At 65.0% G+C, this 14,714-nt stretch carries 14 protein-coding genes; 8 read left to right on the forward strand and 6 right to left on the reverse strand.

The annotated features are described in order from the left end of the window. The gene (locus IVB46_RS24655; protein ID WP_247307075.1) at positions 1-1,233 is read right to left on the reverse strand and encodes an acyl-CoA dehydrogenase family protein; all 1,233 of its coding nucleotides are present in this window, start codon (positions 1,231-1,233) and stop codon (positions 1-3) included. A 417-nt stretch (positions 1,234-1,650) separates the two neighbouring features. Between IVB46_RS24655 and IVB46_RS45120 the strand changes: the two genes are divergently transcribed. After that, complete coding sequence (locus tag IVB46_RS45120) at positions 1,651-2,442, forward strand: LuxR C-terminal-related transcriptional regulator (protein WP_135214413.1); 792 nt, start codon at positions 1,651-1,653, stop codon at positions 2,440-2,442. 126 nt (positions 2,443-2,568) lie between these two features. On the opposite strand, the gene IVB46_RS24665 is transcribed toward IVB46_RS45120, so the two are convergent. Next, positions 2,569-3,651 carry a substrate-binding domain-containing protein gene (locus IVB46_RS24665; RefSeq protein ID WP_247307077.1) on the reverse strand — a complete coding sequence of 361 codons (1,083 nt, stop codon included), beginning with the start codon at positions 3,649-3,651 and terminating at the stop codon, positions 2,569-2,571. Between the two features lie 113 nt (positions 3,652-3,764). Here IVB46_RS24665 and IVB46_RS24670 point away from each other — a divergent pair, with 113 nt between their 5' ends. Together IVB46_RS24670 and IVB46_RS24675 are read left to right on the forward strand one after the other, a co-directional pair. Then, complete coding sequence (locus tag IVB46_RS24670) at positions 3,765-5,249, forward strand: aldehyde dehydrogenase family protein (protein WP_247343748.1); 1,485 nt, start codon at positions 3,765-3,767, stop codon at positions 5,247-5,249. Between the two features lie 185 nt (positions 5,250-5,434). Next, positions 5,435-5,698 (forward strand): hypothetical protein, encoded by a 264-nt coding sequence (locus tag IVB46_RS24675; protein WP_063983997.1) that lies wholly within the window; start codon positions 5,435-5,437, stop codon positions 5,696-5,698. Positions 5,699-5,709: 11 nt separating this feature from the next. Here the strand turns inward: IVB46_RS24675 and IVB46_RS24680 are convergent, their stop codons facing one another. The 3 genes from IVB46_RS24680 to IVB46_RS24690 form a co-directional block, all read right to left on the reverse strand. Further along, positions 5,710-6,501, reverse strand: coding sequence for a hypothetical protein (locus IVB46_RS24680; protein WP_247307080.1), 792 nt, complete (start codon positions 6,499-6,501; stop codon positions 5,710-5,712). A gap of 69 nt (positions 6,502-6,570) precedes the next feature. Next, positions 6,571-6,972 (reverse strand): hypothetical protein, encoded by a 402-nt coding sequence (locus tag IVB46_RS24685; RefSeq protein WP_247307083.1) that lies wholly within the window; start codon positions 6,970-6,972, stop codon positions 6,571-6,573. 58 nt (positions 6,973-7,030) lie between these two features. Further along, positions 7,031-7,780 (reverse strand): hypothetical protein, encoded by a 750-nt coding sequence (locus IVB46_RS24690; protein ID WP_247307291.1) that lies wholly within the window; start codon positions 7,778-7,780, stop codon positions 7,031-7,033. A gap of 227 nt (positions 7,781-8,007) precedes the next feature. Here IVB46_RS24690 and IVB46_RS24695 point away from each other — a divergent pair, with 227 nt between their 5' ends. Both IVB46_RS24695 and IVB46_RS24700 read left to right on the forward strand, forming a co-directional pair. After that, complete coding sequence (locus tag IVB46_RS24695; RefSeq protein ID WP_247307294.1) at positions 8,008-8,670, forward strand: response regulator transcription factor; 663 nt, start codon at positions 8,008-8,010, stop codon at positions 8,668-8,670. Beyond that, positions 8,667-9,977, forward strand: coding sequence for an ATP-binding protein (locus tag IVB46_RS24700; RefSeq protein ID WP_247307085.1), 1,311 nt, complete (start codon positions 8,667-8,669; stop codon positions 9,975-9,977). The genes IVB46_RS24695 and IVB46_RS24700 overlap by 4 nt, the downstream gene beginning before the upstream one ends. A 2-nt stretch (positions 9,978-9,979) precedes the next feature. Here the strand turns inward: IVB46_RS24700 and IVB46_RS24705 are convergent, their stop codons facing one another. Next, positions 9,980-10,876, reverse strand: coding sequence for an alpha/beta fold hydrolase (locus IVB46_RS24705; protein ID WP_247307088.1), 897 nt, complete (start codon positions 10,874-10,876; stop codon positions 9,980-9,982). Positions 10,877-11,058: 182 nt separating this feature from the next. Between IVB46_RS24705 and IVB46_RS24710 the strand changes: the two genes are divergently transcribed. The 3 genes from IVB46_RS24710 to IVB46_RS24720 are packed head-to-tail and all read left to right on the forward strand — an operon-like array spanning position 11,059 to position 14,580. Continuing rightward, positions 11,059-12,447: a 3-deoxy-7-phosphoheptulonate synthase class II gene (locus IVB46_RS24710; protein WP_247307091.1), complete on the forward strand. Its 1,389-nt coding sequence runs from the start codon at positions 11,059-11,061 to the stop codon at positions 12,445-12,447. A 4-nt stretch (positions 12,448-12,451) separates the two neighbouring features. Then, positions 12,452-12,805, forward strand: a complete 354-nt coding sequence (locus IVB46_RS24715) for a diacylglycerol kinase (RefSeq protein ID WP_014496149.1) — start codon at positions 12,452-12,454, stop codon at positions 12,803-12,805. Between the two features lie 17 nt (positions 12,806-12,822). After that, positions 12,823-14,580 (forward strand): NAD+ synthase, encoded by a 1,758-nt coding sequence (locus tag IVB46_RS24720; RefSeq protein ID WP_247307094.1) that lies wholly within the window; start codon positions 12,823-12,825, stop codon positions 14,578-14,580. Positions 14,581-14,714 lie beyond the last annotated feature (134 nt).

Consider the following 14,714-nt stretch of genomic DNA (forward strand, 5'->3'; position numbering starts at 1 on the left):
TCAGCCCGTCACCCCGAAGACCGTCCATTGCGCACCAGGGCCGGGGAGGCCGAGCAGCGCACGGCCGCACTCTTCGACGATCTGGTCGGCCATCAGGATGTGCTGCGTGCCCGAATGGATGTCGCGATAGAACCGCTGCATCGGCGTGTTGTGCAGCGAGGCGCCGCGCGCGGCGCGATGCGCGAAGGTGGCGACATCCGACAGAACGTCGTGGACGTGGCGCAGTGACAGCTTGATCATCGTCATCTGCTCCAGCGACGGACTTTCACCGCCGGCGCAAGTCTCCGAGACGTCCTTCCAGGTTTCGTGGACCAACGCACGTGCTGCGCGGAAACGAGCTTCGGCCTGCGCGAACTGGAACTTGAAGCTCGCGCTGTCGCGCGACTTGCCGAATGGATCCTGGCGCTGGACGATCACCTTGACGAGTTCGTCGAGCATGCGGCGGCCGACACCGACGGCCCAGGCGGAATGCGCCCAGGCGCTGTAGCCCGCCAGTCCCAGCGCACCCTGCACGCCACCTCGGCGCGGCGCGCCAATGTCAAAATCGTAGGTCATGTGCGTGGGTACGAACAGCTCGTCGCCCTCGCTCAAAGTGTAGTCGAAACTTCCCGTCGCGCGCAGGCCGAGCACGTCCCAATTGCCCATCAACTTGATGGTCGCGCGCGGATGGTGGGTGACGACGATCTTGGGCTGGCCGTTCGGGCCGAACACCATGTCCTTGCCGGATGCGTCGGTGACGAAGCAGCCTGAATGGACCCACTCGGCGTGCTGAATGCCGCTGCCATAGGCCCAGTTGCCACGGATCATGTAACCGCCATCGACCGGTCGGGCGAAGCCGCGCGGCACGCCGTTGCCGGCAATCGTGATGTCGGGCCCGCCCGCGAAGACTTTCTTGATGCCTTCGTCCTCGATGTAGATGGCGAGCGTCGTGCCTTCCATGTTGTTGCCGATGACGCACCAGCCGGCGGAGGCGTGTGCGTAAGCGAGCCGCTCGATCACGGTCATGGCGTCGTAAGGCAGAAGCTCGGCGCCGCCGACCTCCTTCGGGAACAGCATGGTGTAGATGCCGGCCTTGCGTAGCGCCGCTACCACGTCGTCAGTCAGATAGCCCTGTGTCTCAGCCTCCGCGGCCCTGGATTCGACCAGCGGTAGCAGCGCGTCGAGGCGCGCATGGAACTCGGCCACCGTCGGGGTCGCGGAAGGCTTTACGGCGAGTTGCACGGAAGGGCTCATGGTCGGTGTCTCCACGTCGGGCTGTTGGTTCTTCGCGCAACGCTGCTGGTCACGAAGATCTGGGTCGGGCGGAACAGACGCCGGTCGCGGGCAAGACTCCGCCCACACGCGCCAACGACTGTTGGTGCGCGCGACGGGCTCGCGTTGGTGTCGAGATGTCCCCTTCGGAACCGCGCGAACGTCGTTACGCGATCCCGATGGCCAGGATGCTAGAGATGAGGCGGCTAAAGCAGCAATCCCCCATCATGGGGGGTGTTGGCCATGCTGCTCTGCCGCAAAGCTGGGCCGGGAGAGCCGTGTTTTGCCGCTTCTTTTCGCTTGACCAAAGGTCAGGCGAGGCAGAAATTTTAAGCCTATAACAATCGGCAATGACGCGCGTGTGTCCGAGGGCACCGCGCGTTCGCGCGAGGAGTGGCGGTGAGAGCCGAGCAGGAGCATTTGGATGGTCTGCCCGAGCGCCAGCTCGCAGATCGGCTGATGTCCATCGCCGAGAGCCGCTCGGTGCGCGCCCTTGGCATTGCCTGCTGCTCGGCGATCACGGAATTGACGGGATCGCCGACCGTCGGCCTCTATTTGCTCGACGGGCTCGAACCGGAACTGGTCTACAGCCGGCACGTCGCAGAAGGCCTGCTCGACAATTACAGGGCCGGCTTCTGGAAGCGCGACCCCGTGCTCGACTGCATCATGACCCAAGGCCGCGCGGTCGACGGCGAAACGGTGATCGGTCCGCAGCAATGGCGGCACAGTCCGTCCTTCGAGATGCTGCACGAGTGGGGCTTTGCATACAACATGGGCGGCCCGTTGTGGTGCGGGCAGAAGATCGTCGGCGTGCTGTTTACGGCGACGACTGATACGGACGCGCCGTACACGATGCGGTCGCGGCAGCGCATGGAGATGCTGTGTCGGGCCGGCTCGCTCGCTTTGACCAACATGACGAACGCGGGCGCGATCGACGCCCATCCTGCCGCAATCCGGGTCCCCGAGCCGGCAACGACGCCGGTGGCGACGCTCTCGGCATCGCTTCCGCCACGGTCCGCGGACGTCGCCATCCGGGTCTGCCGCGGCCAGACCAACAAGGAAATCGCCCGCGAGATGGGGATTTCCGATCAGACCGTGAAGGAGCACGTCGCGAACCTGTGCCGACGCTTCGGCGTGCACAACCGCACCGAGCTTGCGGCCTGCCTGCTGAGTCCGAGCGCTCGGCAATAAGGTGCCGCGCCGGATCAGATATGATTGACGATCAACTTGAGCGAGCCGACGAAGGTCGGCCGCTGCCGATAGTCCCCGTAACGCGTATCCCATCGGCCGGACGTGAGATCGTTGCCGAGCCGAGCATCATCGCACGGCGTGCATCTCCAGAAACGCCTTCACGCCAGTCACGTTGCCGGTATCCGACGGCACGTAGCCGGGCAGGGTGGCGACGGCGGCGCGGAAATCGGCGCTGCGCATGATCTCCAGGATGCGCTGCATCGGCCCGGTATCGAGGAAGGCGCGCTTGCAGACGAAGAAATAATCCTCGGTGAGGATGCGGATGAAATCGAGGCCGAAGTGGCGGGCGGCCGCCTCGACGCCAAAACTCGCATCCGCCATGCCGCTCGCGACATAGGCCGCGACGGCGGCGTGGGTGAACTCGATCTGCTGCGCGCCGTTGATCTTGCTCTCGTCGATGCCGTTCGCGGCAAGCAGCTGGTCGAACAACAGCCGCGTGCCGGAATCATGGTCGCGGTTGACGAAGCGGACTTTTGGCCCAGTGAGGTCATGAAGCGAAGCGATGCGCAGCGGATTGCCGCGCGCGACCATCAGCCCCATCTCGCGCGTGACGAAACTGATGATGCGATCCTCGCGCGGGTCGAGCCATTCGCGCGCCGCCTTGATGCCTTGCGCGCGCAACGCGCCGTGTGGCAGATGCAGGCCCGAGAGATCGCAGGCGCCTTGCGCCAGCGCGACCAGCGAATGCTGGTTGCTGACATAGCGCAGGTCGACGCCGATGCCAGGCTCGCGATCGAGGAATTCGCGCAGTTTTGCCACGGCAAAGCCGTGGCTGGCATGAACGCGGATCACCGAAGGGCGCTGTTCGAGGAACGGCTTGATCTCGCTCGCCAGCTCCTGTGCCAGGTTTTCGAGCTGCGGCCCGAGCCGGGCCTGCATGCGCTCGCCGGCCCACACCAGCCGTTCGCCGAAGGGCGTGAGTTTCGAGCCCTTGCCGCGCTGGGTTTCGACCAGAGGGGTTCCGAAGAACTCGGACCATTGCTCGATCAGATTCCAGACGTGCCGGTAGGATAGGTGCACATCGCTGGCCGCGCTCGTGATCTTTCCGGTCTTCCGGATTTCGTTGAGGACGCCGAGCATGACCACCACGGTGCGCGGATTGCCTTCCCGGCGAAACCGCCAGACGGCCTCGATCTCGATCTGAAGCATGGGTCTTCCTTATGAACTTCGCTTCATATGTGGGACGTCCATTTGCAAACCATATCATATTTACTCCAGCCAATAGGCGCCTAGTCTGGTATACCAGAACAGGAGGAAATATGATGTCCGTTGCATATGACTTTGCGCACTCGCCGGCCACCGAATTCATGTCCCGGCCGCAGCATCTGCTCATCGACGGCCGCCGCGTCCCCGCCAGCTCCGGCCGTACCTTCAAATCCCTCAATCCCGCCACCGGGCAGGTCATCGCCATCGTCGCCGAGGGTAATGAGGCCGATGTCGAGCACGCCGTGGCAGCCGCGCGCCGGGCATTCGAAGGCCCGTGGCGCACGATGCGGGCGTCGGAGCGCGGCCAGATCCTGCTGCGCTGGGCGGACCTGCTCAAGCAACATTCAGAAGAAATCATCGAGCTCGAATCGATCGATGCCGGCAAGCCGATCTCAGCGACGACGCGCCAGGATTTTCCGGCCGCGGTCGACACGCTGATCTACTACGCCGGCTGGGCCGACAAGATCAGCGGCGACGTCGTGCCGGTGCGCGACGATGCATTGACTTATACCGTGCGCGAGCCGGTCGGCGTGGTCGCGGCCATCGTGCCGTGGAATTTCCCGCTGATGATCGGCATGTGGAAGCTGGCGCCGGCGCTGGCCTGCGGCTGCACCATCGTGATGAAGCCGGCCGAGCTGACCTCGCTGTCGGCGCTGCGCATCGCCGAGCTCGCACTCGAAGCGGGCCTGCCGGCGGGTGTCTTCAACGTCGTCACCGGTCCGGGCCGCGTCGTCGGCGACGCGCTGGTCAATCACCCCGATGTCGACAAGGTCACCTTCACCGGCTCGCCCGGCGTGGGCCGTGGAATCATGAAGGGTGCGGCGAGCAACTTCAAGCGCGTCTCGCTCGAGCTCGGCGGCAAGTCGGCCAACGTCATCTTTGACGATGCCGATCTTGAAGCGGCCTCCAAGGCTGCGGCCTCAGGCATCTTCTTCAATGCCGGCCAAGTGTGCTCGGCCGGCTCCCGCGTGCTGGTGCAGGAGAAGGCTTATGACGAGGTCGTCGAGCGGCTGGCCGCGCGCGCAAAGTCGCTCAGGATCGGCGACCCGCTCGATCGCAAGACGGCGCTCGGCCCCGTCATCTCCGAGAAGCAGATGAAGTCGATCCTCGACTATGTCGACATCGGCCAGAAGGAGGGCGCGACCCTCGTCACCGGCGGCGAGAAGGTCGGCGATCGCGGCTATTTCATCAGCCCCGCGGTGTTCGCAGGCGTCGCACACGAGATGCGGATCTCGCAGGAGGAGATTTTTGGCCCCGTCGTCAGCGTCATCAAGTTCAAGGACGAGGCCGATGCGCTCAGGATCGCCAACGGCACGGCCTACAGCCTCGCCGCCGGGGTCTGGAGCCGCGACATCGGCAAGCTCCAGCGCTTCGCCAAGCGGGCGCGCGCGGGCACGGTCTGGATGAACACCTATGGCTACACCGACGTGCGCCTTCCCTGGGGCGGCGAGCGCGACTCCGGCCTCGGCCGTGAGCATGGCACCGCCGCTCTCGACAATTTCACCGAGCCGAAGGCTGTCTGGATGAATCTGGCCGTGTGATAACCTCCCGATCGGCCAATCCTGGGCCCGCCTGATCCCGGTCAGGCGGGCTCTTTTTTCGAAATCGATAAAATTGTCTGCATTCCGCTCAGTGGCGGAAAACCCTGCGGACAAGAAGGCTGCTGCCTTAAACCTCCGCTTTGGAACCGGCGTGCATCCTGCCTGCAAAAGGTTGGGGCATCGGCATGTCTGTTCTGAGGGAGATCGTTGCGGCGGTTGCAGGAGTGTATGCGCTCCTGTTCGTCTGCGACGCATTGTTCGGCGTCGGCGAGGCGCGTTTCGACGACGCCTATTACAGCGCCAGCTTCTACGCGCCGCGGCCGAAGGAATTCCGCTTCGCCAGCGATACGCCGCCGGCGGTCCGCGTCAGCGAGGCCTTCGCGCAGTTTGCGCCGGGCGAGGCCAAGCCGAACCGGCGCTACTCGTCTCTGACGACCATCATCCGCTAACGTTCGGCCATTCAGGCTTGCTCCGGCGCCGGGGTGTTGCCGGGATGCTGCCCCGCGCGTTGCGGGAGCAGCAGCAGGCACCCCAGCATAAAAGCTGCGATCACGACCGAGGCCAGCGGCCGGCTCAGCGCCAGGCCGCCGTGGTCGAGCGGCTTGTCGAGAAAGTCGCCGACGGTCGCCCCCAGCGGACGCGTCAAGATGAAGGCGGCCCAGAACAACGTGACGCGTGAGACGCGCGTCCAGAAGTAAAGTGCTGCGATAACGGCGAGTCCGGCCGCGAAGATCAGTGCGCCACCGCGATAGCCCATATCCCCGGTATCCGCGATCCAGTCGCCGAGCGCAGTACCCAGTGTTTGCGAAAAGGTGATCGCGCCCCAATAGAACGCCTCAACGCGCGGTGTGCTGACGCTGTTGACCGAGATCGTTCCCTCGGCGCGATACCAGAGGCCGAGCACCAGCACGAGACAAGTGAGCAGCAGCGTCGAGCCGCCGGTATAGCCGATGCCGAGCGAGCGGTCGGCGAAGTCGGCCATCGTGGTGCCGAAGGTGGTCGATGCGACGATGGTGGCCCAATACAGTGCCGGATGGAATTTGCGCGCGCGGACCTGCGCCGCGACCAGGACGATCATGGCCGCGAGGAACAGGCAGGTCCCGGCCAGATAGCCCCAGTTCAGCGTCATGGTGACGGTGTCACCGCCGGTCTCGCCGAGCGTGGTGGCGGCGATCTTGATGATCCAGAAACCGAGCGTGACCTCGGGGACCTTGCTCTCGCTGATGATATTGCTTTTGGTCTGATCTTCCATGGTGTCCTCGTTGATACGTCAGCCGCGGACCGGGATCCGCGGCTGACGGGATGATGGCGCGCAGAGGCGTCAGGACTTCGTGGCGGTATCCATGGTCGCGAGCAGATCAGCGACTGCCTGTTTGCACTTCGCCACATCCGGCGCGCTCGCGCGCAGCGCCTCCAGCGCGCGGTCGATCGCCTTGTCGACGGTGTGCCAATCGGCTGCCGCGCGCGGCTTCAATCCGGCTTCGGCCTCGTCCCATTTGGTCTCGAGGTCCTTGATCCTTGTCTTGGCGGCGGGGAGGTCGCCCTTGTCGATCAGCGCGGCGACGTCGACCACGATGCTCCGGAACGGCGTGAGATCGCCGAGCTTTGCGGTCGCGGCTTCCGCGAGCGGCACGAAGGTGAAGTGCTGGGTCGCATGAATGCGCGGCTCGCCTGCGAAGGTCGTCACGAGGCAGACGGCGACGGCGGAAATCAGTTTCATCATGTGGTTTCTCCTGGTGGAGCTCCTGCTTCATGCAGAGAGCGGGATTTCGCGGTTGAAGCTATTGCGCCGGATCGGCGCGACGCCTGCCGTCGCCCTCGAAGGTCACCCAGGCGACGAGGCCGACGATCACGGTCAGGAAGGCGATGCTGGTCTGGATCGTGCCGAGTCCGATGCCGCCGTACTCGCGCGATTGCGAGAGCAGATCGCCGAGCGAGGCGCCAAGCGGACGGGTAAGAATGTAGGCAAGCCAGAAGGTGAGGACGGGATTGGCGCCGAAGTAATAGGCCATCATCACCGCCGCGATCAGCATGCCGAAGGCGGCAACGCCGAGCTGGAAACCGAGACCAAGTGCTTCGGTGGCAAGATCGCCTGCGGCCGTGCCGAGCGCGAAGGTGAACAGGATTGCCGTCCAATAAAACAGCTCGCGCCGCGTCGTCACGATGCTGTGGATCGACAGCGTGCGCTCGACGCCGTACCAGACCGCGAAGGTCGCGGCGAGCGCGCAAGCGAACGCCGCGGTGCTGATGTAGAGGCTGATCTCGAGCTTGTCGGTCAGGAGATCCGTGAGCTGCGTGCCGACGATGCTGACGAGAACGACGGTCAGCCAGTAGATCCAGGGCACGTAGACGCGGCGGTTCAGTTGCAGCAGCAGGGCAGCGACCAGCAGGCCGCTCATGCAGATCGCGGTCAGGCTGGCGCCGAGGCCGACATGCACCGCGAGATAGTCGGCGCCGGTCTCGCCAACCGTGGTCGAGAGAATCTTGATGGCCCAGAAGATCGCCGTAACCTCCGGAACCTTGTTCAGCATCCGTCTTGCGCCAAAACCTGAATATTGCGACACGCCCAAATCTCCCAAAGCCGAAGCGATGCGAGACCGTCGCGCAGGCGACTTAGGCCGGGCTTAGGGGCGAGAATTTTCAATGCAGCGCGGCCTTCGCCGCATTTTGGGCCTGCTGGCGTTCCCTAACTCTGCGCTAAGTCGGAACGGTCATGATTTTGACGGCCGGATGGCCCGGCGGTTTCGAGGATCGAGCTTTGCGGGTACTGCTGATCGAAGACGACCGGATGGTTGGAGCCGCCGTCGAACAGGCGCTGAAGGATGCTGCCTATGCCGTCGACTGGGTGAGGGATGGCGAGTCCGCGCTGCTTGCCGCCTCAGCCGAGTCTTACGAGGTGCTGCTGCTCGATCTCGGCCTGCCGAACGCGGACGGCCGCGATGTCCTGCGGCAGTTGCGCGCGAATGGCTGCAGGTGCCCGGTCATTATCGTCACCGCGCGGGATGGCGTCGATCACAGGATCGAAGGCCTCGACCTCGGCGCCGACGATTATCTGGTCAAGCCGTTCGAGATACGCGAATTGCTGGCGCGGATGCGGGCGGTGCTTCGCCGCGAAGGCAGCGGTGCGCCCGCTGTGCTTGGCAACGGCAGGCTCAGTCTCGATCCTGCGACCCGCGAGGCGTCGCTGTGTGGCCAAACGGCCCTCCTGACCGCGCGCGAGTTCGCGTTGCTCCAGGCTTTGTTGACGCGCCCCGGCACCATCCTGTCGCGGAGCGAACTCGAGCGGCAGCTTTACGGCTGGAACGAGGAGGTCGAAAGCAACGCGGTCGAATTCCTGATCCACACCATCCGAAAGAAGCTCGGCACGGAGGCGATCCGCAACGTGCGCGGGATGGGGTGGATGGTGGATCGCGCGCCATGATCAACTCGCTGCGCGGCCGGCTGTTCATCAGCTTGACGACGATCGTGCTGGTAACCGGCCTCATCGGAGGCGTCTTCGCACACCGGTGGGCATTCGATGAGGCGATCGAGACGCAGGACTCCGTGCTCATCCAGATCGCGGGCCTCGTTCAGAGCGGTGGCTTCACCGGAGCTCAGGACCTCCATGGGGTCGATGAAAACTCCGAGGTCTGGCTGATGGAGCTGGGCAAGGCGCCGCAAGGCACGCCCGAGGAGCGCCAGTTGTGGCGGCTACAGGATGGGATGCGCGATGCCACGCGTCAGGGAAAGCCGGTCCGGGTGGTGCTGAAGACGCGATCCGACGGCAGCCGGTTTGCTGTGGCCCAGAGCACGGGGGTCAGGGATGAGATCGCAAGTGACATGGCGCTCCGCACCGTGCTTCCGATCGCCGCGCTGATCCCTTGCCTGATGCTGGTGATCGCCCTTGTCATAGCCGGATCGCTTCGACCCATGGTCCGGCTGGCGGACGAACTCAACGCACGGCGTGCGGATGACATGACGGCCTTGCCGCTGCGCGACCTCCCAAGCGAACTGAATCCGTTCGTGTCTTCCATCAACGGCCTGTTGCAGCGCATGCACGAGATGATAGGGCAGCAGCGAAGGTTTATCGCGGACGCCGCGCACGAACTGCGCACTCCGCTTACGGCGTTGAGCGTACAGGCTGAGAATCTCGATCATGTCGAACTGCCACCGGCCGCGCGCGAGCGCCTTGCGGCGCTTCGGCAGGGCATGGGTCGCAGCAAGCATCTTCTGGAGCAGTTGCTTGCGCTGGCACGACACGACGCTGCGCCCCCCGTTTGCGGGCAATGGGAGGTTGTGGAGCTCGATCACGCGGCGAAGAGCGTCATCGCCGATCTCTTGCGGGAGGCGATCAGTCGCGGCGTCGATCTCGGTTTCGAACGGGCCGAGTCTGTTCCGGTGCGCGGCGAGCCGGTCATGCTCGCAGCCATGATCCGCAATCTTCTCGATAACGCGCTCCGTTTCACGCCGGTGGGCGGCAGGATCGATGTGGCGATTTACCGGGACGGCACCAAGGCTGTGCTTCGGATCGAGGACAATGGACCAGGCGTTTCCCCCGAAGAGATCGGCCGGATATTCGAGCCGTTCTTCCGTGGGCAGCGGCCGCAAGGCGAGGGCGTCGGTCTAGGCCTCTCGATCGTCAAGCGGATTGTCGATCGACTTGGGGGATCGATCGACGCTGCGAACATCACGGAGGGCGAACGAAGCGGATTGCGGATCGTCATCAAACTGCCCGCGGCGGCCGCGTAATGTCACTCCCCCTGGATCCATTCCGCCACGCCGCGCCACAGCGTGTCGCGGTGCTCGGGGCGGAAGAAGCCGAAATGGCCGATCGCCTTGGCGCCGACGTCGGACGGCTTCACCGTCAGCACCTCCGGCTTGATCGCGGAGAAGCCGCTCGCGAGCAGCTCGACCGCGGGCCGCGTTGCCCAGGGATCGTCGGAGAAGCAGAGCGCGCGCAGCTCGCCCTTGAACTTTGCGAAGTTCTCCAGCGCCGGTAATTTGGAGTCGAACAGATAGCGCGGGCTGGAGACCCAGTCGGCCCATTGCAGGAAGACGCCCTTGGGCAGATCCTCGCCGATGCCGGCCCAGGCCGGCGCGTAGCCGAGCGCGTGGACGAGCGGTACGCCGACGAAATTCATGAAGGCGTAGACGCGATATTTTTCCGGCGACGCCATCAGCTGCCAGGTCGCGGCCTGCGAGGCCACGAAGGCGGCGCGTGAAATGTCGCGGTTGTTGTCGATCAGCCCGAGCGCCTGGCCGCCGAAGGAGTGGCCGACATAGGCGAGCGGCAGGGTGGTGTAGCGCTCGCGCATCCAGCGCACCGCGGCGGTGACGTCCTGCGCGGCCCAGTCCGACATCGAGGCCCTGAAGCCGACCAGCGATTTCGGCTGGTTGTAGCCGACCATCGCCGGCTGCCGGGAATCGCCGATGCCGCGATAATCGTAGGTCAGGACCGCGCAGCCGCGATGGGCAAGGTAGGAGGCAAAGCCGCGATAGATCTTTCGCGGGACGGCGGTGGCGGAGTTGATCAGCACGGCATGGCGTTTGGTGCCGCGCGGCAGGAACAGGGTGCCGGCCAGCGGATACCCGTCCGTCGCCGGGAAGGTGATCTCGTCGATGAAAACGTCGTCGCGCGCCGCGTCCATGGGCAGCCGATGTCCTGCCAGTTTCCTTGCCAGCCCTCAGCAAATGCGAATTCGGCTTTCCCCGCAAGGGTTTGCAGTGCGAAATGGATTTACAACTGGCGGCCGGGGACCGGGCTGTGTATAAGGCGGCCCTCGCAACCCACAGATCAGGTTGTGCTTTTTTACTTCACGGAGAGATTGCGATGTCCGAGCGGTGGACGCCCGAGTCCTGGCGCAGCAAGCCGGTGCTACAGGTGCCCGATTATCCCGACGCCAAGGCCTTGGCCGACGTCGAGGCGCAGCTTGCGACCTTTCCGCCGCTGGTGTTCGCGGGTGAGGCGCGCAACCTGAAGAAGGCGCTGGGGCGCGTTGCGGCCGGCGAGGCCTTCCTGCTCCAGGGCGGCGATTGCGCCGAGAGCTTTGCCGAGCACGGCGCCAACAACATCCGCGATTTCTTCCGCGTGCTGCTCCAGATGGCGGTGGTGCTGACCTATGCCGGCGCGGTGCCGGTGGTGAAGGTTGGCCGCATTGCCGGCCAATTCGCAAAACCGCGGTCGTCGCCGACCGAGAAGATGAACGGCGTCGAGCTGCCGAGCTATCGCGGCGACATCGTCAACGACATCGCCTTCACCAAGGAAGCGCGCGTGCCGGACCCGCAGCGCCAACTGATGGCCTATCGCCAGTCGGCTGCGACGCTGAACCTGCTGCGTGCGTTCGCGACCGGTGGTTACGCCAATCTCGGCAGCGTGCATGAGTGGATGCTCGGCTTCCTCAAGGATAGCCCGCAGTCCCGCCGCTACAAGGAGCTGGCCGACCGCATCTCGGACGCGCTCAATTTCATGCGCGCCTGTGGCCTCGATCTCGAGGCCCATCCCGAGCTGCGCGCGACCGATTTCTACACCAGCCATGAGGCACTGCTGCTCGGCTACGAGCAGGCCATGACCCGCGTCGATTCCACTACCGGCGACTGGTACGCGACCTCGGGCCACATGATCTGGATCGGCGACCGCACCCGTCAGCTCGATCACGGCCATGTCGAATATTTCCGCGGCATCAAGAACCCGATCGGCCTGAAGTGCGGCCCGTCGCTCAAGCCCGACGAGCTCTTGAAGCTGATCGACGTGCTCAACCCCGACAACGAGCCTGGCCGGCTGACGCTGATCAACCGGTTCGGCTCCGACAAGGTCGCCGACCATCTGCCTGGACTGATCCGCGCCGTGAAGCGCGAGGGCAGGGTTGTGGTCTGGTCGTGCGATCCCATGCACGGCAACACCATCACCTCGACGTCAGGCTACAAGACGCGCCCGTTCGACCGCGTCCTGTCGGAGGTGAAGTCGTTCTTCACCATCCATGCGGCGGAAGGCACGCACGCCGGCGGCGTGCATCTGGAGATGACCGGTCAGGACGTCACCGAGTGTATCGGCGGCGCCCGCGCGATCACCGACGAGGATCTCAACGACCGCTACCACACGGTCTGCGATCCCCGCCTTAATGCCGAGCAATCGATCGACATGGCTTTCCTGATCGCGGAGCTCCTCAAGCAGGAACGCGCCGGCAAGGCCAGGCCGATGCCGGTCGCCGCGGGGCTCTAACACCTTGCTGCGGATCTGGAAGGCGACGATCAATTCACGCAACGGTCTGGCCTTCGCGTTCCGGTCGGAGCAGGCCGTTCGCGAGGAGATTTTTGCGCTCATCCTGTCGGTGCCGCTGGCATGGTTCGTCGCCGCGACGGCGCTGCGGGCGGTCGAGCTGGTCTGTTCGGTTGCGTTCGTGCTGACGGTCGAGCTGCTCAACACCGCGATCGAGAAGCTTGCCGACCGCCTGACCATGGATCACGACAAGCAGATCGGCCGGGTCAAGGACATGGGCTCGGCCGCGGTCGGGGTTGCGCTGCTGATGGCCGGCGCATTCTGGATCATCGCCATCGTCGAGCGATTGGGGTTCCTCTGAAGCGGAGTGCGGCGGCCATGACCGAACGTCTCAACGTATTCGCGGTCACGCTCGCCCAGCTCAATCCGACCATGGGCGACATCGAGGGCAATGCCGCGAAAGCGCGTGCCGCGCGCGCGCAAGCCAGGTCCGACGGCGCCGATCTCGTGCTGTTTCCGGAATTGTTCATCGCCGGCTACCCGCCGGAAGATCTGGTGCAGAAGCCGGCGTTCCAGGACGCCTGCCGTGCCGCGATCGAGGCGCTCGCGCGCGAGACCGCCGATGGCGGCCCGGCGGTGCTGGTCGGCACGCCCTGGGTCGAGGACGGCAGGCTCCATAATGCCTGCGCGCTGCTCGATGGCGGAAAAATCGCCGCACTTCGCTTCAAGTGCAATCTGCCGAATTACGGCGTGTTCGACGAGAAGCGGCTGTTTTCGCGCGGACCTGCCGCAGGTCCCGTGACCGTACGCGGCGTGCGCATCGGCGTGCCGATCTGCGAGGACATCTGGCTGGAGGAGTCCGAGGATTACGAGAACGTGGTCGAGACGCTGGCCGAGACCGGCGCCGAGATCATCCTGGTGCCGAACGGCTCGCCCTATGCCCGCGACAAGAGCGACGTGCGCCTCTCGGTCGCCGTGGCGCGCGTCACCGAGAGCGGCCTGCCGCTGGTCTATCTCAACCAGGTTTGCGGCCAGGACGAGCTGGTGTTCGACGGCGGTTCCTTTGCGCTCAACGGCGATCTCTCGCTCGCGGCGCAATTGCCGGCGTTCGAAGAGAGCGTTACCACACTGCGCTTCACCAGGAACGGCGACGACTGGCGCTGCGCCGGGCCGATCGCCGCGCAGCCGGAGGGCGACCACGCCGACTACGCGGCCTGCGTGCTGGGCTTGCGCGACTATGTCGCCAAGAACGGATTTCCCGGCGTTCTGCTCGGCATTTCCGGCGGCATCGACTCCGCTCTCTGCGCGGCGATTGCGGTCGATGCGCTCGGTGCCGACCAGGTGCATGGCGTGATGCTGCCTTATCGCTACACCGCGGCGAGCTCGATCGCGGACGCGGGCGAGCTCGCCGGGCATCTCGGAATCCGCTACGAGGTGCTGCCGATCGCTGAAGCCGTGACCGGCTTCGAGACCATCCTGTCCGGCATCTTCAAGAATCTGCCGCCCGATATCACCGAGGAAAACCTGCAGGCCCGCACCCGCGGCACGCTGCTGATGGCGATCTCCAACAAGACCGGGCCGATGGTGGTGACGACCGGCAACAAGTCGGAAATGTCGGTCGGCTACGCCACGCTCTATGGCGACATGAACGGCGGCTTCAATCCGATCAAGGATATCTACAAGACGCAGGTGTTTCGGCTGGCCGCGCTGCGCAACCACTGGAAGCCCGACGGCGCGCTCGGGCCTGCGGGCGAGGTGATTCCTCCCGATATCATCACGCGCCCGCCGACGGCGGAGCTGCGCGAGAACCAGACCGACCAGGACTCGCTGCCGCCTTATGACGTGCTCGACGCCATCCTGGAGCGTCTGATCGAGCGCGAGGAGCCGCTCGACAAGATCATCGCCGCCGGCTTCGACCGCGAGACGGTCACCCGCATCGATCATCTGCTCAACGTCGCCGAATACAAGCGCCGCCAGGCTGCACCGGGCGTGAAGGTGACGGCCCGGAATTTCGGCCGCGACCGCCGCTATCCCATCACCAACCGCTTTCGCGACAAGGGCGAGCCGTCGCCTGCGGCGGACGAGACACTGGTCTCACGCGGCAGCAAGGCGTCGATCGACGCGTTCGAGGGCTGATGCGAGCCGCGCGGCGGGGCAGGCGATGGCGCCCCACCGCTGTCATCATCCGCGGGGGCGGATGATCCAGTACTCCGTGGCGGGCATTGTAGGAACCGACTGCTGACACGGGTTACTGGATGCCCCGCCTTCGC

It is taken from the genome of Bradyrhizobium sp. 61 (assembly GCF_023073075.1).
Taxonomy (GTDB): Bacteria; Pseudomonadota; Alphaproteobacteria; order Rhizobiales; family Xanthobacteraceae; genus Bradyrhizobium; species Bradyrhizobium barranii.